Here is a 22,164-nt window from a genome sequence, read left to right as displayed (position 1 = left end):
AGTCCATTAAAAATACGTGCTATTCATCTGTAATAGTTAGATAAAGTTTAATATCACGGTTACGCTTAGCGCATGATTTCTGCCTTTGGCCATTTCCATGCATACCGGATTGTCATCAAAGACAATAAAATTTCGAGCCCAGTGAGATATAAATAAAAACCCCACCCGGTTTCTAAATTAAGTGACACTAGCAGCACAATAAACAAACCAGGAATGATGATATTTAATTTTCGATTGAGATTAGGTTTGAGTGCCAATGTTAGAAAAATCATGACACTTGGTATGGACATGAGCAGCGCGACGGCAAAAAACTCATATTGAATGCCCTTCCTATCTGCGCTGACGAGCAACGCCTCAGACATAACACCTGGTACAAACACTTCAATATAATCACCGTAGACATAGCAAAACATCACTGCAATCCAAAGTGCTGAGATTTTCAACTTAACGTTTATTTGGTAATCCTCAAAAGGCAAGGAGATATCCTTTGTCGTATTCATATTAGCTCCGTTGTTTTAAATTAAGCCCATGATATGGGGTGGTTGACGAAGCTAAACGATATAATTTATAAATAGCTAGGTCGTCCGAGACTATAAGTGCGGACACTTTTTTAAATTAAAGTCACTCAAGGACACGCAATAAAAGGAACAGAATTTGGCTGACCCTATCGAAATAATTCTAACGATGATGATTGTTGGACAAGTTTGTATCAGTGTGCCAATTCTATTATCACGTGCAGTGAAAAGTGCACTAAACTGGCCTCTGGCATTGTTTTTATTCGCCAGTGGTATTTTAGCGTTAAACTCTGTGACCTCCTCTTTACTACCTGAATACTATGCTGTGTACACAGCCATTGCGTTCCCTGCCCTTTTTTTGCTTTGTCCATCACTATGGTGTTATGTCGAGGGGCTTACAGCCGATATTCCTTGGCAGTTCCATAAAAAACAGCTTTATCGCTACATCTTGGTGCTCCCCGCTTTACTGATTTCTGGCATGATCTTGTCTTTGCCAAGCGATGTTCATACTGCTGTTTTCATCCATGACGAAGAAATAAACAGCCCTTTTGTCAGTACTTTATTCATAGGGCTTTTAATCATAATGCTGCTTTGGTTAGCTCAATGTGTCTATACCTTGATAAAAATTGTGCGGCGACTGAATCAATACCGTAAAAGACTCAAAGACATTTTTTCAAATCACGATAAAAAAGAACTCAACTGGATGAATTGGCTGCTTTTAATTGCAGTAAGTGTGTGGTTATGCTCCTTGGTAACCGTTTTTTCTTCGAGTTTGTTCGACCAAGCCTTATTTAATAGCAATACAGAGATGCTCCTATCTTTGCTGCTAATATGGTGCATGAGCCACTTTGGCCTGCAACAAAAACCTGTGTTAGCTACGTTAGAGAGTAGTGATGCAAAAGGCATTTCCATTGATCATAGCGACAGCTCAGACAGAAATAACGCAAATGGCAAACCCGTTGCAGCCAAAAAATATCAACGCTCGGCGTTAGATAAAACACAGTCGGTGCGGATTGCAACAAAGATCAATTCAGCAATGGAGCAAGACAAGCTCTATTTAGACTCAAATCTATCACTACAACAACTGTCTAAGCACCTCAATATTTCGCCAAACTACATATCTCAGACATTGAATGAAACGCTATCCATGAGCTTTTTTGATTTTGTGAATCAATGGCGTATTGAAGCAGCCAAACCTCAGATATTGGCAAATCGCAGCACCGTACTCGATATTGCTTTAGATGTTGGCTTTAACGCGCGCTCCTCTTTTTATAAAGCATTTAAACAAGTAACAGGGCAAACCCCAAGCGAGTACCGTAAGGAGCAAGTGAATAGTTAAAAAACCACGTCGAGGAAATTCTTAAATTTATAGTTTACGCAAGCTTTTAATACGCTACATAAAATTAATTAGCATCGCGTTATACGACACTAATTAATTCCAATTACGAGCCGCACTTTGGCGCTCTAAATAAAACGTAAAAGGCCTAACGCAAACGCGGGTACACTTCAGGGATCACGGCTTCATTCAGCGATATCATTTCATAGTACGCTGCTATTTCTTCTTCAGTAAAGTCCCCGAGTTGTATCTCGACATACATCTCATAGCCATGTGACTTTTGTGTGCTTGGCACCGCGCCCAGTTGATAGATATAATCTAAATAGTGAATTGGGTCTACATCTGCTCCTAATAACGCATCCTCTAGAATAATTGGGGTAATATCTGCTGCAATTAATTTATAGACCGCGTCATACAAGCCTAACTGAGAGACCACACCTGAAATCACTGCTTGCGTCTTACCAGACGCTTTAATGTCAGCAATCACAGGGTCAATATTTTTATAGCTCACAACATTGGCATTTTTGCGATATTTGGATGTGTAGGGCTTCCCTTTTTTATTCACGTGAAAACTCGGCATGTAGCTAAACAAAAACTCCTGCTCTAGTCCTAAAAATGTGAACCTAGGCTCTGTTGCAAGTTTATTGTCGTGCTCTGCCTTACTCAAGCTTGTGTCATCCATATTAAAATTGATCATTGCCATTTTATGACGATCACCTTGATATAATTCATCTCGTTTACCAACTGCGTAGCGTGGGCTATAAACCAATTTGTCTTTAGACTCCATCGACTCCATAATTTCACTGGCCTTTGCCAACTTAATCCCAGCTTGCTGCAAACGCTTAAAAGTGGGCCGCTCATAAATTTCTGTCGAAAACGTCGCGTCACTTGCCAGGTAGACATCAAACCCCATTTTTTTAAGGCCTAACACAGTTTGCATAACGCACACATCAGTTTCAGCACCAGCAACTACCACGCGAGAAATGCCAGTATCTGTCCAAGCTTCCATTGCAGCATAAATATCAGCTTCTAATGTTGAGTTAAACGTTTGCTTGAAATAGCTTTGGGTATTTTCGTCAAGCACTTGCTCAATGCGCGTTATGTAGGGCGTATAATCTAAACCTGTATCGGTTTCGAATGCTTCATACGTAATCGCAGTCGGCATATTTAAATCATTGGCTTTTTGCGCCAATTGTGCAATACGGTCAATGCTAGAATGTAATTGAGGATCAACATTTTGCGCCGGTATTTCCAACTCGGGATAGAAGACTTTGACCCAAAAGTCGTCACTATCCATCACATACCCTTTTTGAGCGTCAATGATGAGCAACCCCGTATTTTGGGCGCTCAAATGAACGTGTTCACTCTTTTTTGTTTCATGAGCTAATTGCAGCCTCTCATCAATGTTACAAGCGGACAGCCCAAGCGCCAATGAAAGTATTAATAAAGACTTTTTCATAAATCACCTAATTTAATTATCCTTTTCAAAGCAAGTTAACGGTTAATTTTTACACAACCATCGATACTTAAACGTTTTGTTAACAAAGTCAAGCAAGGATAAATCAAGCGATTATTTCATCTGCACTTATAACTGTGGCATTGCAAAATTTTTAAAGGTTAAGTGGTATCGTGTTGAAATGAGTATGGGTAATGGCACATTACGTTGTATTTGATCTTGCAATAACGCTAGCTCAGAAATATTTTCAGCGGCTCTGTGATAAACTTAAAGACAATAGAAGAGATATCTGGAATAGTTGAAAAGTTTGGTATTTGAGTAATCTATTTTCAAATACTAGTGATAAATCAAATCTTTATAAAACATTGTATTTCTTCCTAGCAAGGTTTACCTACCTACTCCTAGCTTAAGCCTCAAAAAAACATAACCAATTGAAAATTAAACTTACTTTTAAATAATCTTAACATCAACCAAAAGTCATTCTTTCTTCAAGTCATTAAAGTCAACTCAGGTAAATTCTCCTTATTGAAAGCGAAATCAACACTACAAAACCGGAGAACACATGATAAGAACAATAAACTGCTTTTTGATTGCCACAAGCACTATTATTGCCAGCAACTTAGTTGGAGCAAAGGAGGTCGACACTGGATTGCATGGCCCTTACTTAGGACAAACACCACCAGGAAAAACTGCCAAAGTCTTTGCGCCAGGGTTATTGAGCACACCAAAAGACCGAGAATACACTATTTCGTTTACGCCAGACTTAAAGGAACTCTATTTTACGCGCATGAACGCCAATACTAATGAGTGGTGGACAATAACGTACAAGCAAAAAGACAATCGCTGGTATGGTTCCACATTAGCGCCAAGAGTTGGCCGCCCCACTCTTTCACCAGATGGTAATACCTTACATCTTGGCAATCAATATAGTAGTAGAACAGACTCCGACTGGTCACAAGTCAAAAGCTTAGGTTCAATGTTCAATAACGAGAATTGGGGCATAATGCGTTTATCTTCATCGTCTTCAGGTACCTATATCCTCGATGATTATAAAAATGGTGATTTACTGAGGATCTCTGAGGTAAAAAATGGTGTTAGGCAAGCGCCAAAACCATTACCTGCACATATTAATACCGGTAAATGGAATGCGCCCCCTTTTATCGCCCCTGATGACAGCTATATTATATGGGATGGTGAAAGACCCCAAGGCTTTGGTGATACAGACCTTTATATCAGTTTTCGTAAGTCTGATGGAAGTTGGGGTAAAGCGCTTAATTTAGGGCCAACAGTGAATACAACCGCTGGTGAAGCTGGCGGCTATATGTCTCCAGATGGTAAATACTTCTTTTTCAATAGAACGACGAGCATGGGAAATGGTGACATATATTGGATAGATTCTGAGTTTATTGAAACACTTAGGTCCAAAGGTTAATAACTATTGAGATAAACAAAGCCTGAAAACACACTATGGCCGCAGCTGGCTGCGGCCATATGACTTTATCTCAACCTAGCTAATTGTTTTTGACGAGTTGGCTCAGTGAGATATAAAAACTGTGAGTAGTCATGTGCAGCATTGATAAGCATTTTGCCATCTTTATTACCTATCCATGTGATATCTGTCTCACCAGACAATAAATCACGCTCTACCAGTTTGTAGTGGTTATCCTGCTCCAAAGTGACAAAAAGCATATTTGACTCCGTCGTCACTCCGATAATCCCTGATGTTTGTGATTGCCAAACACGTTCAATTTCACCAGTGTCGCTGCGCTTAAATACTTCTGATGCATTAGAGAAGTAAATATTATCCGACTCATCCAACCCCATTGAATAACAGGACAATCTCTCACCTTTTGCTTCGAACTCTTGCAACTCACCCGTTTTTATATCGAACTTCGCAACATGGAACCCAACTCCATCTGATGAACGATAAGATACCAATAAAGCATCACTATGATGATATGCTTCGCGAAGATAAAAAGAACTGTGTTTATGTGGGATCGCTTCCATTTTATTTGACGCAACATCTATGTGGAATATTGTATCTTTACTAGCCGTAAAGACGGATTTACCATCTTTTGACCATGCAATCCCAAACAGCTCAACATTGTCTGAGTTTTTAAATAGTAGCCGCTCTTGACCCTGCTCATATATAAATAGCTGCTTTTGGCCAAAACGATGTGACTCAAATGCAAACACAGATGGGTCTGGCGAAAATACAGGCAGAAAGTCTACTGAGGAGGAGTTAACTAAAGGTTTTAAGCTCTTAATGTTTTCTCGCTCTGCGCTTAGAATATCGACATCTACCTTCACAAGCTCCATAAAAATCTCTTCACCGCTATACGAGTAGCTTGCATCTCGCACAATTTGATAATTTTTAAACGGTAACTTAGAAACTCGGCCTTGCAGATCAACGGAAAGTATTTCATTGCGCTTACTCATCAGTATGCTTTGTTTATCCGGATGCCAGCTTAGCCCACTTAATCCATCTTCAATCGTGACAAGCGTTTTCAGTTGTCCACTATCTAGGTTGAGTAAGTCCACTCGGTACTTATTTTGACCCGCTTCAAAACCTAATGCTATGTGGGTGTGATCAGGGGATAATGATTGCATTAAGAGCCAGTCAGTTTGTTTTGATTGGTGTAAAACATGCTTTTTCTTTGTGATTAGGTTATATGACACCAGCTGCGTATCACTGCTTTCCCGGTGCTTTTCAGTAAAGTAAACCGTATTATCATTACTCCAGTCTAATCTATGGCTTGAGATCAGATAATCTGTGGTGCGATACGCTTCCTCTTGCTCGAGGGGTGCCATTGAAACCAAATCCAATGTGGCAAATTGCAAAGACGTGCCAGCCTGCTCTCTCACTGCAAAAACCAACCCATTACCATTTGGGCTCCAACCTAAGCTTAAATAATCTGCCGGCTGGTGTGAAATACGCTTTTCCATTCCTGTATCAAGCTGCTTAATCCAGATATGTTTAGTGTTTTCCTCAGCACGGATAAAAGCAATATACACGTCGTTTGGTGACGCCATAAAAGCAAATTCATTTCCTGAACTACTGCTGATAGGCAACAAATTAGAAAAGTCATTTTTATGAGAAAAATGATTTAAAAAAAGAGAAATAAACATCGCTGCAATTATCAAACAAGCGGTTCCTCCCACCAATACAAATTTAAACGTGTTTGATTTAGGGTTTGGTACTTCTAAGCTATACCCTCTTTTGGGGTGAGTAATTAATAGGGATTGCTGCTTAGCGTCGTCATCAAATGCCTTTCTTAGTATGGCAATACAACGTTGAACGGAGCTGGGGTTAAATATTGCTTTCGGCCACACTGCGTTAAAAATTTCTTCCTGACTTACCACCTCCCCTTTATGGGAATACAAGTAAACCAACACTTCCATCACTTTCGGCTCAATGTTAGTGACGTCGCCAAAACCTGTAATTTGACACCGTTTAACATCTACGTGATAACTCCCTATTTCGAACTTCAACTTAACGACTCCTAAATAAGCTTACAATTCATATACTAAGCTTTTCTTAAGACAATCTCTAGCTAGATTTTATAGCATCGATAAAACGATTTAATGCACGCTGCCCTTCCACTCAATAAATTACAAGAATGAATAATGGCAGTACTCTTTACCTTAATAATTTTACTTAGTGCATTTTTATTATTTCAAATCCAACCTATTTTATCTAAAGAACAATTATCTCAATTTGGCGGAGGTGCGTCTGTTTGGTCAGCTGGCCTATTTTTCTTTCAGGCGTGCGTGTTATTGGGCTACTTATACATCCACTTAATCCGTCACTTACGACTACAGTGGCAAATTGCACTACACCTAACTTTGTTAATCATGGCTATGACCGTTACATATACACACGTTGAGAAAAGCATTCTCGATATGCTACCCCCTACGTGGTCGGTCGTTGTGGCACTTGCTGCTCAAATAGGCCCAATTTTTATCATGTTAAGCACCACATCCGTACTGCTACAAAAATGGTACTGTTTAGTAAATCAAAGCCCTGTACCTTACCACTGGTACGCGATCTCTAATTTTGGTTCACTTGTCGCTCTACTTACTTTTCCTTTTATATTTGAAGTTTACTTCGGGCTTACCACACTCAAAGAATTCTGGTTTTTAGCTTTGCTCGTGTTGGTGACGTTATTTTTCCTACTTAAGACATTGCTCATTCAAAAAATATTTCAAGGAAAATGCATAAACCAAATAAAGCCGGCCACAGTTATTTTCAATAATCACTTTCTATGTATCAGTTTGGCAGCTCTGAGTTCGCTGCTTTTGAGCTCTACCACATTTATGATTAACGTTAACATTCCACCAATGCCTTTGACTTGGCTTATGCCTTTAGCAATTTACTTGATCACCTTTATCATTGCTTTTTCACTTCCTGTGAGAAATCGCAGTTTTTATTCCTACTCCGCTTTAATATTTGCGACTTTGGCGGGCATTTTAATGTATTTCCTAGGTAGTAAATTTAATGCCGTTGCTCAGTTTAGTATGTACGGACTCATATTATTAATTTGTACATTTAGCTGCCACCGAGAGCTAAGACGAATTGCCCCAAACCATTACTCAATGACATCTTTCTATGTTTGCATTGCTTTTGGCAGTGTACTTGGCAGTTTAACAAGTTCAATTATAGCGCCAGCAACCTTTAACCTGCCAATAGAGTACCCTCTTACCCTGATCGCAATTTTTTCTTTACATATATATCTCTGCACCCAAAGCTCTGTATCTAAATACATAAAGTTCGGATACATGAGTGTATTCATGTCAACTATTTGTGGCTTCGGACTATTAAATAATGCATATACAAACCTTAACGTAATAACCGAAAGGAACTTCTATGGCATGCTAACAGTTAAAGACATTACAATTAATAATACTATTGAACGCCGCCTTATAGATGGAACAACAATTCACGGTTACGAACTTATGAATGATATAAGTTCAGATAAAGGCTATTACCACCAAAGTACAGGTATCGCTAAAGCAATTGAGATCTTACAAGCGAATGGTCCAATAAACATGGGGATTATTGGCTTAGGTGCAGGTGTACTTGCACAGTATGGCAAAAAGCATGATACGATAACTTTTTATGAATTAAATCCGGCTGTTTTCGACGTTGCTAAAAAGTACTTCAGCTATCTAGATAATAGTTTAGCTAGTATCAACGTGAAAATAGGTGATGGCAGACAATTAGTTGCTAAAGAGATTTCCCAAAGCATCTTTCAACAAGATGCGATTGTTATTGATGCATTTACCAGTGATGTTATTCCAACGCATTTACTCACTGTTGAAGCATTTGAACTATATTGGCAAAGAATGCACAATAATGGTGTTTTAGTCATGCATATTTCCAATAATCATATTGATCTCATGCCTATTATGGCAAGTCAAAGTTTACGTTTTGATAAGTCTCTATTGCTTTTTGATTATCAAGGAGATGAGAATTCACAGTTGGGATCAAAATGGGCCATCATGACAAGTAATGAAGAATTCCTACGGTCAATGCCAGTATCCACACTCATAGATAGATATGCATTTACAAACCAATCAACCGCACAATGGACAGATGAAAAGCACAGCTTACTGCCCTATATCAAGTTATAAGCTTACAATTTATTTCGATATTACCTTGTGTAGCCGATGCTATATTTGACTACACAAGTCGTGTTTGTATCTTTGTACTTAGCTTATATCTTTAATATAGCTAATTTTTTCATTTTTAAACTCAAAGTAAGATTTGCCCTGTATTGTCAGCTCGTCCCCTACCTTCATGCCATTAGGTAAATCAACAGCCAGCCCCCCCAAATAATCAATATTTATTTGGGCAGTCGTGTCGTTCACAATCAAGTTCGTAACTGTTTGCTTTCTATGGCTAAATAACTTTGCAGACTCTTTGGCAAGGCTTTCAAACTCTTGCTTGCCTTCTGCCCTTACATTCACCTCACCATTAGCTTCATTTTCAAACACAATGCTCTCATCAAATAAAGACAGCATATCTTGAATATTAAAAACGTTATAGCTTTCGATATATTGGTTTATGAGTGCAGCTTTTTCGCTCTCTCGCATTTTTACTTTCTTATATATTTTTATTTGATTGAACAAATACTAAGCTACATGATAGAAGATAAAAAGCAACGTGAGGGTTAACAAAAGAGGACTTTGTCCTCCCAAACAAGCGTAAAACCATGCCCAACTTTACTTGAGCACGGCTTTAATGAAAATTAATATTTAAACCGTTCAGGCACAGTGTTAGCAGCGTTATTTCGCCCCCCACAAACGATACCTGTATCGTCCAATGCACATACGTATCCGTAGTCAAAGTCAATATCTATAGGATTAATCAATTCTTGCATTTGATATGGGCCTATCTGTGCAGGACGAGTAGACCAACCCGACATGCCACGTTCATCATAAGAATATATCCCTGGGTAGCCGAATCTCAGCTCTGTATGTGGCAATAACTCAGGCGCATTGAGCTCAGAAGCTGGCGCCTTACCCCAGCATTTTACTCCTTCATCGCCCTTAGCACACGCATAATCTAACCCGACAATAAGGTGCGTTGGGTTAGTAAAGGTAGGTACATCCGATACTGTCGGAGAGCTCTTGGCACCCCAGCAGTCAATACCATCATCATGTCGAATACAGGCAGCAGCTCGACCAATTTCAATTTTGCTCGGGTTTTTTAGCTCAGAGTATTTAGGTGGAGCAGTGTTTACAGCGCCTGGGTTCCACTTTCCAGAACTCCAACAGATAATCTCACCGCCATCAATAGCACAATAATTATCGTAAGTGTGCGCCACAAATATTTTTTGTGGATCTGTAAAGGTCACAGCCGAAGGTAAAGCCTTCCAAAATGACTGAACATGCGTTCTGTAATGCCTGTTACTCCAACACTTCACTTCTTTACCAACAATCGCACAGCCACCTTTACTGTTTATTGCTATATCTTTAATATCGTATATTGGCTCAGGCGCCGGGGTATAAAGCCGACCATCCGTTAACTTCCAGCATAAGGTACCTGTCAAGTCAGTACCGCATGCACTATCATGGCTCACAGCCACATCAATAATGCGACTTTTCTTTTCAAATGTAATACTGTCACTGAGTATTTGACTATTATCCTGGTTATAAACACTGTAATGATAGCTATAACTGCCGCGGGGAAAGCTGGCTGGCACTTCTAACATTGAATTCGAGTCAGTAAAGCTTTCTCCTGGTGAAAGATATAATTCAGTTGGAATCGCATCAACAAAAGTTTTGCCATCAGGGAAAGTAACATGACTGTATACTTTGACGGCAACATTCGTCGAACCGTTGTTGTTTAGCGTTTTTTGAACCTCAAGAACGCCACCTTCCTTCCTAATTGAGGGGTTTTCTGTTTGACTTGTTAACTGAATATTCAACTGAGCATGTGCTGATAACGTAACAAAAGCAAGCCCTGAGATAATAAATGGAAACTTCATTGTTTACTCCAAATAAATAAAGAAAGTGCTGGGCTGGTATACATGTCCACTGTAGCACCTAAATTCCAGACCAGAAAACTTTACAGAATTTTTTATTCAAAGCAAAGTGTTAGATCATAAAAGTTGCTAAAGAGCGACTATTCTCTTTAGCAACTTGGTTTACTGAGGTGGGAGATTGATTACTGAAAATATTCGTCTAGTGCGTCTTTGAGGTGTCTTTGCATTGCAGCCCTGTGATATTTCCTAACCCCATAGCTTTGTTCAAGATGAATAAAACGCTTAGAAGATGCATCTGCGCTTTTATGGCAGCTGTCTACAGAATCATTGCTATGACGCCCTTGTACATTCCACGTACCACCTAAGCTTTTTGTGTCATTACCATATACACAAGCCTTAATAACACCTTCACTTTCTACATTGCGGCGTATTGAGTGCAAGATGCTGTGCTCTTGGGGGTTCGTTGAATAACGCACCGTTTCGCTTAAATTAAGCATCAGATCATTATCAGTGCCGCATTGTGCTTGAAGTTTTGCACGCGTTGTTTTACCAAAACCATGATATTGAATAAATATAGTTGCTTGGTCAAAGTCACTCATATATTCATGTACTACTTGAAATAATGACTCTGTTTGATGCGCAACATCACTGGCTGAATAATTCGTGCCTGTGCACTCACTCACTTCATGGCTGCTGTCACGTCGCGTACCTGCTAACATAAGTAACTTTGTCTGCGTATATAAAAATGCGTCTATTGCCTGTGTGCCCGTAAACGAATCTCTTTTTGGATGTGGCGCTTGTAATACGGCATTAGTACCAGAAGTATTTAACACATAAGTTCCGCCACCGATGAACCTTTCACTTGGTAATTGATACTTCTCTTGCAATAAAAAGTAGGTTTTGTCTGTATCGACATCATTAAATTGGATAACTTGATAGTCTAATTCATTAGCTAAGTCGCTAGCTAATAACCAATTTTGCTGATGAAAAGCCTCAAATAAAACGTGAAACTTTTGCTGATATTCATGGCTTGGTTGAACCCATTTGTTGTCCGCCTTTGTTCCATAATTATAAGACTTTAAATGCTTATCTAACTCCCCTGACATCACAACCATGGCTTTACTTGGGAAACTTAACAGGGTGAGCAACAAAAGCAGCAAGGTGAATAGTACATAGGCAGCCAGTGGGCGAGCACCGTTAGTAAAGCGAGTTGTATCAGTTTCAAATAGTTGCATAAAACACTCCAGTGGTGTGTATCGAGCTGTCATAAGCAAGCATCCCTGGAAAACCAGTACTAAAGTACCTAGTTAAAGCTAGTGACCATGTCAAAAGTTGCACTTATTATTACCAATATCTAAACAAAAGCTCTAGCAAACGTGCTAAAAATGAGCTTTTGGTATTAGCTCATAAAAGGAACAAAAAACCTTTAAAGTTGGAATAAACTCTTAAAATTCATATAAATAAACAACTGATACGACCAGAGTGAAAGATTTACACTTATAAAAGTTATTGAAAAACCGTCGAAATACAAAAAATCTTTATTAAAAACAGAGGGGTACTAAAAAACATATTTAGTTAAAGAAAGAAATTACGTTCTTTAGCGAATTGGAAAGTATTAGATGGAAAAATCCATCTAATACAAAAAGAGGGTTAGAAGCACTCAAAAAACTGAGATTGATGAGGGTTATTCAATGCGTTTGGCCACACCCTCGAGACCAGTTGCCTTGATTGTGCTTTGGTATGGCCAAGTGCTAACAATAGTAACCCTATCATCAAGCACGTTCGGCCCGAGCCCCCCTTGCTGTGCACAGCAACCGTTTTCCCCTGCGTAATGACATGCAATATGTGTTGTAGGTGCTTGTGCCAACGCCGCTTAAATACCTCTGTAGGTATACCATCGTCCGAGATAGGGAATTGCCACCAAAATAACTCAACACTTGCGCACCCAGCTTCCAAACCAGTTACTCCGCTTTGGATCAGTTCCTCATCACTCATTAACGTGATCACGCCTGCGACATTCGCTTCTTTGAGCTGCTTTAAACTTGAAAATAACGCGACACCTTTGGTCCCTGGGCAGGGCGTCAAAAAGAATGTGTATCCTGACTCTGTCTGTAACTTATCAAATGGGTGCGTTGTCATAGTTATACCCCTTACTCTATGATTTCACTGTATCTTCTTTAGGGTAGAGGGTTCCCTCTTGAAGAGACATATAGGTTGTACCAATCTTCTCTCTCAAGACAAACATCTATCGCCTCTACCGCATTTTTAATCCGTATCTCTTGGGTTGTACCAATCACTGGCTGAACCTTAGCTGGATGGCGTAATACAAATGCCAGCACGATGGCCTCAACACTCACATGATATTTGTGCGCTAGTTTTTTAACTAATTGTGAGGTTTTTCGTACTCTTAGCTCATCTGAGTATAACCCTTGTTCAGAAAATTGCCCTTTTGCCATGCTACCCCATGCTTGCAATTGGATTTCATGCTGTTGACAGTACTCTAAAGTCCCACTTACAAAGTCAACTAAGTGATTACCCTGACTACCTACCATTACTCCATCATTCAACCAATCAAGCTTTGCCAAACTCATCTCAATCTGGTTCGAAATTATGGGCATATCTAAAGCGCTTTGTAAGAAAGACATTTGATGCAAGTTCATATTCGATACTGCTATATATCTGATTTTACCTTGCTTTTTTAGATGAAAAATTTGCTCTGCCAATTCATCAAGCTGCATAAGTGGATCTGGGCGATGTAGCATAAGTACATCAAGGTATTCGATGTTCAAGCGCGACAATATCCCATCTACAGAGTGTGTCACCCACTCGCTCGAAAAATCATATCGACCAACGTGGTCATCATTTTTTTTACGAATACCGCACTTTGATTGAATCACCATATTCGTTCTTAAATCAGGTCTTTCTGAGAGCACTTTGCCAAACACTTGCTCCGCACGACCATCACGATAAATATCGGCATGGTCAAAAAAACAGATATTAGACTCTAACGCACAATCAATCACGCTATGTGCCTGCATGACATCTGTTCTTGTTAAGTGTGGCCCTTGGCCACCAAGCCCCATACACCCATACGCGATTGGACCCACGGTTGGAAAATACTTTTGAATTGGTAATATTGTTTTCATACTTTATTCCAGCTAGTCGAAATATATAGATGACTATATGATATTGTTCTTTATATTGAATAAAACAGTTTAATTAAGAACTCTGCGTTCAAAATACCAAACAATAAATTCTGGACTTAACTCTGTGAATGAACACAAACGAATTGAATTATTGATGCTTTTCGTAAAGCTCGCTGAAGAACTTAATTACACTAAGGCCGCAAAAGCGCTTGGGATTTCTAAAGGGCAGTTATCTGAGAAAATTAAACGCTTTGAGCAGGTATTGAATACCCCTTTACTTATCAGAACAACTCGCAATGTAAAGTTAACCCAGTACGGTGTGCAAGTATTCGAGCAAGGAAAAGTCATTCGAACCCAGCTATTTAATTTAGAGCGTAACATAAACAATGAGAAGGTTGAGGGCGTTATAAGGCTAACCGCGCCACGTATGTTTGCTCAAATATATCTGCCAACCCTTTGTGCTGAATTTAAAAAGCTGCACCCAAAAGTCGAGTTTGATATCGATGCCAGTTACACAACACACAATTTAAATACCAAAGATTATGACTTGGCATTTAGAGCAACAACCACTCCACCACTCGATATGGTGGCAGCGAAATTATTTGATTACCAACATATTATCGTTGCTTCACAGCAGTACATAACAACGCATCAGAATATCAAATCCCCGAGTGATTTGATTAACCATGAATGCATTGTTGTTAATGGGCAGTCCTGTTGGCCATTTAATAGCGAAAAAGTCACTGTCTCTGGGTGGCTATCTAGCAATGACAACAACTTAGCCAAACAATATGCATTGCAAGGCTCCGGTTTAATTCGAATTGCCGATTACTTTATCAAGACAGAATTGAATGCTGGTTTATTGAGCACCGTACTCGATGAATATACTGAGCGAAAAAGCAATGGCATGTATCTTTTCTACCCGCAAAGTACATTGCCATCGCACAAGCTAAAAACATTTATTCAATTTGTGAAATTGTATTTCAAGACAGAGTTATCTGCTCAGTAAAACAAACAGCCGTACTTATAAAGTTTTCACTTGGATAATTTTTTACACGCGCTAACATAGCAAACAAAAACAAGGAAACAACGTGTTATCAGGCATAATTTCAAAATCTAAGGCGCTCGGGCCTGGCATATTAATGGCCACCGCTGCCGTAGGGGGATCACATTTAGTGGCTGCAACACAGGCTGGCGCCCTATTCGGCTGGCAGCTATTATGGCTTATTGTGATAGTCAACGTTCTAAAGTACCCATTTTTCCGTTTTGGCGTTGAATACACTTTGCACAGTAAGCAGAGTCTGGTGCAAGGCTATAAAGATAAAAATCCATCCCTATTCTATTTGTTTTTTATCATCAATTTACTCGCAGCAGTGGTAAACACGGCGGGTGTCTTGCTCCTTACCGCTGCTTTACTCCAATATATTTTACCGGGCGACTTGGCCCTCACGACACTGAGCTTTGGGTTACTGTTTGTATGCCTTGGGATCCTCATTTTTGGGCATTACAAAGTGTTAGATAGCGCAAGTAAAGTCATTATGGCTTTGCTGTGTGTCGCAACAACCGCAGCCCTTGTCGTTACGCTCGCCAATGGCCCTGCACACCCTGCTCCACAGGTTGCACCTTCACCGTACGAATTGGCCTTACTCGGCTTTATGGTTGCTTTAATGGGGTGGATGCCAGCCCCTATTGAAATTTCAGCGATAAACTCTTTATGGCTTAAAAGCAAACTTAGAAACAGTGCACTGACCAAGCAGCAAAGCTTATTTGATTTCAATTTAGGTTATGCCATGACATTAATACTTGCTTTGATGTTTTTTGCGCTCGGCGTATTACTGCAATACGGTCAGGAACAAAAAATTGAATTGGCAGGTGTCGCATTCTCAAAACAACTCATTGATATGTATGCCCTTACCATAGGGGAATGGTCCCGTTGGTTGATTGCTGTCGTCGCTTTTCTGTGTATGTTTGGCACAACACTCACTGTGTTAGATGGCTACGCAAGGACGTTAGATGAATCATTAAAAATCATCAAATCACACAACAAAAAATACAGTCTGTCCGTGGTCATTTCTATACAGTCAGCACTTGGCATGATAGTCATTTTGTTCTTCAAGGGAAATTTAAAAGACATGCTAATGTTTGCCATGACAATGTCATTTTTAACTACACCATTTTTTGCTTGGCTTAATTTGTCTTTGATACGGGGTGATATATACGACTCTCAGCCAAAGGCTGTCAAAGTCTTTGCTGTACTAGGTTTAATATACCTTGTGTCGTTTTCTTTATTATTTATCGTATGGCGCTGGTTCTTATGACCAGCCACGGCGGGAAAGTCACTCATGACACTGAGTCATGAGTGATCACACATTAGGCTGCAAGTGCTTTTACCTGCTCCCAAATGCTAACAACGTGCTCTTTGTCTTCATCTGTTAACTCACCATTGCGGTAAGCTTTTACTAGACTTTCTTCAATTTTCGTATTCAGCTCTTCAGGCTGCAATTCAAGCTCTTCAACTTGTGCATAGCCGACAGCTAAATCAAAATGACCACGTAAATATCCACCAGCAAACAGTTCATCATCATCTGCACGATCGACTAATTCATCAAAAAACTGCTGTGCAGCCTCTACATAGGTTTCAAATGACATTCCGTCTCCTCATTTAATCTTGATGCCCAACGGCATACATCACATGGTCATTATACCCTGTGACGACTTTAATATATCCACTCAATTCATCATCAAGTGCTTGGTCGCCGGTGTCTGCAATTAACGGACGACCATTTAATGCTTGAAGTTTGCGTTTTGTCGCAACGACTACAATATTTTCTTTTCCAATTCTTCTAATGAGCTCTGGACTAAGTTGCTGATTGCCTCGGCCAAAAATATGACCTTGCCCACCGATAAGCGTAATAACTAACTTTGTCGGCTGGTCTTCGGTGAGCTCAAGTAATTGCGCTGCGGTTAAATCCTGCCCCAGCAACTCGTGATCTTGGATCAGGTCTACACCAAGTAGCGTATTGTCTAACCCCAGCTCTTCCATCACCGCCTCTACAGTAGAGCCAGAGCCCATGATATAACGCACGTCTTCATCCATTTCAGAGATCACAAACGCCGCAATATCAGCCAGCACTAGCTCATCACTTTCTTTTCCACCGTTTTTTACGCTTTGTACATAGCGCACTTCACTGGGGACTTGCATTTCACCATAGCGCTTTGCTTTAACAGTCCCCTCTCTGAATGCCACTTCATCAATATCCATCACATCTGCTTCAGAAAGCGTGACAAGCTCTCCTTTTATAAGCATTTCGACAACGCGGCCAGCGGCTTTTGGAGTAATGGCATACACACCACTGTGGATTTTACATCCAGCAGGTACACCCAGCACAGGCGCTTTATCATCAACCACAGTGCAAATATTTCTCGCGGTGCCATCGCCTCCGGCAAACAAAATAAGGTCAACGCCCTGCTCAATGAGTTTTTGCGCCGCGATTTCGGTATCTTGTGCTGTGGTATTTTCACTGGCAGTAAATACAACATGGGTGTCGAAGCCAAGCTCATTGGAAATACGCTCGCCCATCTCACCAGAAACTGTATATATTTGAATACCGTTTTTAAATGGTAAAAGCTGTTCAAGTGCTAACTTTGTGCGATTATTCGATTTAGGCTCAGCACCAAGAGACAAAGCTTTTTGCGCTGTATCAGCACCATCGCTCCCCTTGAGGGCAACGGAACCACCTAACCCTGCAACAGGGTTAACAATTAAACCAAGTTTAAATGACATCTTCTAACTCCTGTGGGCAATCCCAAGAAAACTGTTCTTTTTGCAATGGCCATGTTGTCTGATAAAAGGCAGATAAGGCTTTTAATAACTGTTCTGTACGTTTATTAAAGCCACCTTCTAGCAACATCATCACTTGCTGATAAACCCGTTTTTGAAAACTAAAACGGCATGTTTGCTCACCATTTAAATTATCTACCGATACATTAAAAGCGAAACCAGCAGCGACACTGAGTGCCCACTCTATTGCTTGAGGTTTGATTTCAACCTTTTCAAACTCGGCCTGCTGAGCTTTATCTCGACCATCAGGGCAATACCAGTAGCCGTAGTCTTCCAATAACCGACGCGCATCACCCGCAACCAGCCAATGCGCTATTTCATGCAATGCACTGGCATAAAAACCATGTGCAAAAACCACTTGATGATGTGAACACGTGTCGTTGGCAGGCAGATAAATAGGCTCATCATCCCCTTTCACTAAACGGGTATTATGAGAGTCTGCAAATTGTCTATCGAATATATTTTTTAGGTCAGATATTTGGTGCATAAACGCCAATAAAGCGCGGTCATTCAATGGGCGCTGATTGTACGTACTTTTGATATGAATGTAAAAAGCTACAAATTTAAAAAGTTTGCTCTGATGACTAAAATGAGCAAAAACACCCTCCTTGGTGCAAGTAAATCAACTTTGGCGTTACATCGAAAATGCTCTCGATAACGATACAACCAGCCTTTCATCAGCTGTATCAAAGTCTAAGCTGGTATTTTCTGCCGCTATTTCGATATTAAATTGATGCAAGCTAGTCTGGTAAGCAAGTCGATAGTGATAATACGACTTGTCTGTGTTCTGCCATAACCATTTGTCACCATCTAACGAGTTAGAGACATCAACACTGGCTCTGAGCGCATGATTAGGCATCACTTCAATTGTATGTGCGATCATGGCTATTACATGACCAGCACCTTCACCGAAATAATCCCAGCTATACCAAAAGTTAAACTCAGTCTGACCTAATGCGTTACTGTAGCCAAATTTTGCATAAGCTTCAGGGTAATTTCCGTCGCTTGACTCTCTCGCACCATGATAAGAGTAATAAGCGATACCGTAATCAGCACTCCATTGCTCGTCAAGCTCAACATATTTGCCAAGATAGAAATCCCACTCAATGTCAGTATCACCAAAATCAACATTAGATGCCCAAGAACCAGCATAAACACCACCTTCAAAAGCTTTGTCTAAGCTTGCTTGTATCGCAGGGTCGTTCTGCGTTTGACTAACACCATTAAAAGTGTAATCTGACGCTGCAGTCAGCGTCGTACTCCAGTCCGCCATTGCGAAGTTTGAACATATCAGCAAAGAGAGGGCTGATACTTTATTTGACGCTTTCATAATTAACTCACTGTTTTTATTTTGTTAAAATCGATTTCATTATCTTTTGGTGAACTCTCTATCTCTGCAACCACACGGCGCTTTTTCAGCAAGATAAATCCAAAGCACGCAAAGAAAATAGCAATCACTACCGCCCCAACCCACTGGATCTGTAAAAAATTCAACTGGAATAAGAGTGTAAGTAACGAAAGCGCTGTAATATTAATTAACACATAATTGCGCTTACCTAAGCGCTTAACCGTTAGGTTTAAATTGTCTGTATATAACCTGATTAGTGAATCTAACGAATTGATCACAAATACTACACCCACAAATACCATGGCAAAGTTAATTAAACCATCGGTTGAAATACCAGCTTCATGATAGTGATATAAGACGGCAAACCATGCAGCGATTGGAATAGATGGGAAAACAAGCATTGCAGCAAGTACCTGATAAGTCGTTAAGCCACCGACAAACCGTGCTGTAAACTGGCCTATCATGATGCTCCATGCAAACCACCAAAATAAATAAAATTCATGATAATCATTCAGTGGTAATACAAACTGATGCATATTCGCGAAGTAATCACCCATCATTGCTAAGTTATTAAAATAGGCTCCTAAAGGACTGTCACCAAAGATAAACGCGTCTAACCAGAGTAAAGCAATCAGACCAATAAACACCCAGGTAGTCGAAATACTTAATAGCTTTACATATTTGATGTTTGTACTTGAATATACAGCTAAAGAAATGGCAGCAAAGACAATAAGATAAAATTCAGTAACAACTGATTCACCATCCCCGACACTGGGTAAATACCAAGGTAGATTTGACAGCAAAAGATAGGCGGTAAACGCACAAGTGCCGATAATTACAACATTGTTAACGAGCTTCACCAATGGAATTTCAAAAAATCGAACTTTTGGTTCAATTACGCAGAAATAAAAACAGGTTAGGAAATAAAACCCCCAGATCAAAAATCCCCAATAACCAAACTCAATGGCCAGTGGGTTGGTGAATCCATATTCTGGGCTTGTGTTTATGTCTGCGTAACCAGCAAACTCAGTTAACGGGAACATGACTAAACCGACATCAAGCCCCGAAGTAAATAATATTGCAATAAAAGTAAAAGTTTTGACGGGTGTCGTGCCAACGACTTGGACACTCCCCCATTTGTAAAGGATGAATGTAATAGAAAATAGGGTAAAAAGAACACCTGCGCTAAGCCAAATGGTCATTATCGCCCTCCCAAAATAAATAAAAATAACTCATGTTGTTCCCTATATAAGGTTGTTATTGTGTCGTTTGCATGAGTTGCATGATTTACATCGATTGATATAAATCATGCAATCGCCTGAGCAAACGAATGCCTTACCTTTAAAGTAAAGTACCAGACGAAACCACTTTAATTAGCGCTGTTGCTCTTGCCAGTTTGGAGGGGTGTGTACACTGACATGATGACTTGATAGTGGGGTGTTGCCCAAGATTAAATCTGCAGCTCTTTCCGCAACCATAATAGTCGGCGCATTTAAATTGCCATTCGGAATAGTCGGATAGATTGAAGAGTCAACCACTCTAAGGCCAGTTAGACCATGTACCTTAGTTTGAGAATCTACAACGGCCATCTCATCCTCACCCATCTTACATGAACATGATGGGTGGTAAGCGCTTTCCACCGATTGGCGAACAAACTCATCGATTTCTTCATCACTTTGAATGTGCTCACCAGGCTGGATTTCACCATCTCTAAACGTATCAAACGCTGGTTGAGAAATGATTTCTCGCGTCAAACGCACGCAAGCTCTAAACCCTTCAATATCATCTTGGTGTTGTAGATAGTTAAACTGGATCTTAGGTGCCACTTTAGGATCAGCAGATTGAATCAAGACCGAGCCACGACTTTTTGGCTTATTATGACCAACATGTACCTGAAAACCATGACCATCAAATGCAGATTTGCCGTCATATCGAATAGCTGCTGGCAAAAAGTGATACTGTATATCAGGCCACTCAATACCCGCCTTAGAGCGAATAAATGCACACGACTCAAAATGATTAGTTGCGCCCAAGCCTGATTTATTCAGTAACCACTGCGCGCCTATTAACCCTTTAGAAAATACACCCAACTTACCGTTGAGTGTAATAGATTGCTTGCATTTGTACTGAAAATAAAACTCTAAGTGGTCTTGAAGATTTAAGCCGACTCCTGGCAGGTGATGCTTTACCTTCACCCCAGCCTTTTCTAGCGTATCGGTATCACCTATTCCTGACAATTGAAGAATATGTGGAGAACCTATAGGGCCTGCGCTTAAAATAACTTCTTTGTTAGCCTGCGCAGTGACACTCTCCCCCTTATACGAATATTCAACACCTGTAGCCTTTTTCCCTTCTAACAATACCTTACTCACTAGCGCACCAGTTATAACAGTTAAGTTATTGCGGTTTTTCACAGGATCCAAATAAGCGCGACTGGTTGAGCTACGGTAGCCACCTTTTACCGTCATATGCATTGGTCCGAAACCTTCTTGCTGCTCGCCGTTGTAATCATTCGTAACAGGGTAACCTGCTTGCTCACCCGCTTTAATAAAAGCACCATACAAAGGATTAACCATGTCATTCCCGTTGTTGACGCCTAGCTCGCCACTTCCACCTCGGTATGCATCTTCTCCGTGAAGCCAAGTCTCAGCTTTTTTAAAATAGGGTAAACAAGTTTGATAATTCCAACCTTGTGCGCCATTGGCTTCCCATTCATCAAAATCTTTAGCGTGGCCGCGTACATAAACCATGCCATTGATAGAGGACGAACCACCAAGTACTTTGCCTCTTGGACAATGCATTTTGCGGTTATCTAAGAAATGTTCAGCTTCAGTATGAAATTGCCACGCATACTTATCAGTATTCATAGGAATTGATAACGCTGTTGGCATTTGGATAAAAATACTTTTATCTGACCCACCAGTCTCCAATAGCAGAACTTTGTGTTTGGGGTTTTTAGATAATCGATTAGCTAACACACAACCTGCGGAGCCAGCCCCAACAATAATGTAATCAAACGTTGACATATGACC

At 40.2% G+C, this 22,164-nt stretch carries 19 protein-coding genes; 5 read left to right on the top strand and 14 right to left on the bottom strand.

Annotated elements, in window-relative coordinates:
- Window positions 1–65 precede the first annotated feature (65 nt).
- A complete protein-coding gene (locus L1077_RS07800; protein ID WP_237136327.1) occupies window positions 66–500 on the bottom strand; it encodes a DUF6326 family protein in 435 nt (144 codons plus the stop codon).
- A gap of 154 nt (window positions 501–654) precedes the next feature.
- Here L1077_RS07800 and L1077_RS07795 point away from each other — a divergent pair, with 154 nt between their 5' ends.
- Complete coding sequence (locus L1077_RS07795; protein WP_237136326.1) at window positions 655–1,854, top strand: helix-turn-helix domain-containing protein; 1,200 nt, start codon at window positions 655–657, stop codon at window positions 1,852–1,854.
- 145 nt (window positions 1,855–1,999) lie between these two features.
- Here the strand turns inward: L1077_RS07795 and L1077_RS07790 are convergent, their stop codons facing one another.
- Window positions 2,000–3,310 carry a cysteine hydrolase family protein gene (locus L1077_RS07790; RefSeq protein WP_237136325.1) on the bottom strand — a complete coding sequence of 437 codons (1,311 nt, stop codon included), beginning with the start codon at window positions 3,308–3,310 and terminating at the stop codon, window positions 2,000–2,002.
- Between the two features lie 559 nt (window positions 3,311–3,869).
- Between L1077_RS07790 and L1077_RS07785 the strand changes: the two genes are divergently transcribed.
- Complete coding sequence (locus L1077_RS07785) at window positions 3,870–4,739, top strand: hypothetical protein (RefSeq protein WP_237136324.1); 870 nt, start codon at window positions 3,870–3,872, stop codon at window positions 4,737–4,739.
- Window positions 4,740–4,804: 65 nt separating this feature from the next.
- Here the strand turns inward: L1077_RS07785 and L1077_RS07780 are convergent, their stop codons facing one another.
- Window positions 4,805–6,799 carry a winged helix-turn-helix domain-containing protein gene (locus L1077_RS07780; RefSeq protein WP_237136323.1) on the bottom strand — a complete coding sequence of 665 codons (1,995 nt, stop codon included), beginning with the start codon at window positions 6,797–6,799 and terminating at the stop codon, window positions 4,805–4,807.
- A gap of 135 nt (window positions 6,800–6,934) precedes the next feature.
- Between L1077_RS07780 and L1077_RS07775 the strand changes: the two genes are divergently transcribed.
- Complete coding sequence (locus L1077_RS07775; RefSeq protein ID WP_237136322.1) at window positions 6,935–8,941, top strand: spermidine synthase; 2,007 nt, start codon at window positions 6,935–6,937, stop codon at window positions 8,939–8,941.
- 78 nt (window positions 8,942–9,019) lie between these two features.
- On the opposite strand, the gene L1077_RS07770 is transcribed toward L1077_RS07775, so the two are convergent.
- The 5 genes from L1077_RS07770 to L1077_RS07750 form a co-directional block, all read right to left on the bottom strand.
- Window positions 9,020–9,403 (bottom strand): nuclear transport factor 2 family protein, encoded by a 384-nt coding sequence (locus L1077_RS07770; RefSeq protein ID WP_237136321.1) that lies wholly within the window; start codon window positions 9,401–9,403, stop codon window positions 9,020–9,022.
- Between the two features lie 155 nt (window positions 9,404–9,558).
- Complete coding sequence (locus L1077_RS07765) at window positions 9,559–10,800, bottom strand: hypothetical protein (protein ID WP_237136320.1); 1,242 nt, start codon at window positions 10,798–10,800, stop codon at window positions 9,559–9,561.
- A 179-nt stretch (window positions 10,801–10,979) separates the two neighbouring features.
- The gene (locus L1077_RS07760) at window positions 10,980–12,032 is read right to left on the bottom strand and encodes a hypothetical protein (protein WP_237136319.1); all 1,053 of its coding nucleotides are present in this window, start codon (window positions 12,030–12,032) and stop codon (window positions 10,980–10,982) included.
- A 415-nt stretch (window positions 12,033–12,447) separates the two neighbouring features.
- Complete coding sequence (locus L1077_RS07755; protein ID WP_063363105.1) at window positions 12,448–12,936, bottom strand: phosphatase domain-containing putative toxin; 489 nt, start codon at window positions 12,934–12,936, stop codon at window positions 12,448–12,450.
- A gap of 38 nt (window positions 12,937–12,974) precedes the next feature.
- Window positions 12,975–13,943 carry an aldo/keto reductase gene (locus tag L1077_RS07750; RefSeq protein ID WP_237136318.1) on the bottom strand — a complete coding sequence of 323 codons (969 nt, stop codon included), beginning with the start codon at window positions 13,941–13,943 and terminating at the stop codon, window positions 12,975–12,977.
- 124 nt (window positions 13,944–14,067) lie between these two features.
- Between L1077_RS07750 and L1077_RS07745 the strand changes: the two genes are divergently transcribed.
- Complete coding sequence (locus tag L1077_RS07745; RefSeq protein WP_237136317.1) at window positions 14,068–14,952, top strand: LysR family transcriptional regulator; 885 nt, start codon at window positions 14,068–14,070, stop codon at window positions 14,950–14,952.
- A 133-nt stretch (window positions 14,953–15,085) separates the two neighbouring features.
- On the top strand, window positions 15,086–16,261 hold the full coding sequence (locus L1077_RS07740) for an NRAMP family divalent metal transporter (protein ID WP_237136494.1): 1,176 nt from the start codon (window positions 15,086–15,088) through the stop codon (window positions 16,259–16,261).
- Window positions 16,262–16,313: 52 nt separating this feature from the next.
- Here the strand turns inward: L1077_RS07740 and L1077_RS07735 are convergent, their stop codons facing one another.
- The 6 genes from L1077_RS07735 to betA form a co-directional block, all read right to left on the bottom strand.
- Complete coding sequence (locus L1077_RS07735) at window positions 16,314–16,592, bottom strand: YfcL family protein (RefSeq protein WP_063363102.1); 279 nt, start codon at window positions 16,590–16,592, stop codon at window positions 16,314–16,316.
- A 13-nt stretch (window positions 16,593–16,605) separates the two neighbouring features.
- Window positions 16,606–17,727 (bottom strand): ATP-NAD kinase family protein, encoded by a 1,122-nt coding sequence (locus L1077_RS07730; protein ID WP_237136316.1) that lies wholly within the window; start codon window positions 17,725–17,727, stop codon window positions 16,606–16,608.
- Complete coding sequence (locus tag L1077_RS07725; RefSeq protein WP_237136315.1) at window positions 17,717–18,271, bottom strand: elongation factor P hydroxylase; 555 nt, start codon at window positions 18,269–18,271, stop codon at window positions 17,717–17,719. The genes L1077_RS07730 and L1077_RS07725 overlap by 11 nt, the downstream gene beginning before the upstream one ends.
- Window positions 18,272–18,418: 147 nt before the next feature.
- Window positions 18,419–19,114, bottom strand: coding sequence for a TorF family putative porin (locus tag L1077_RS07720; RefSeq protein WP_237136314.1), 696 nt, complete (start codon window positions 19,112–19,114; stop codon window positions 18,419–18,421).
- 2 nt (window positions 19,115–19,116) lie between these two features.
- Complete coding sequence (locus L1077_RS07715; protein WP_237136313.1) at window positions 19,117–20,334, bottom strand: BCCT family transporter; 1,218 nt, start codon at window positions 20,332–20,334, stop codon at window positions 19,117–19,119.
- Between the two features lie 171 nt (window positions 20,335–20,505).
- On the bottom strand, window positions 20,506–22,158 hold the full coding sequence (gene betA / locus L1077_RS07710) for a choline dehydrogenase (protein ID WP_237136312.1): 1,653 nt from the start codon (window positions 22,156–22,158) through the stop codon (window positions 20,506–20,508).
- Window positions 22,159–22,164: the final 6 nt, after the last annotated feature.

It is taken from the genome of Pseudoalteromonas luteoviolacea (genome assembly GCF_021654285.1).
GTDB classification, from domain to species: domain Bacteria; phylum Pseudomonadota; class Gammaproteobacteria; order Enterobacterales; family Alteromonadaceae; genus Pseudoalteromonas; species Pseudoalteromonas luteoviolacea_J.
Note: the sequence above shows the minus strand (reverse complement) of the source record. Positions and strands in the feature narration are given on the sequence as shown.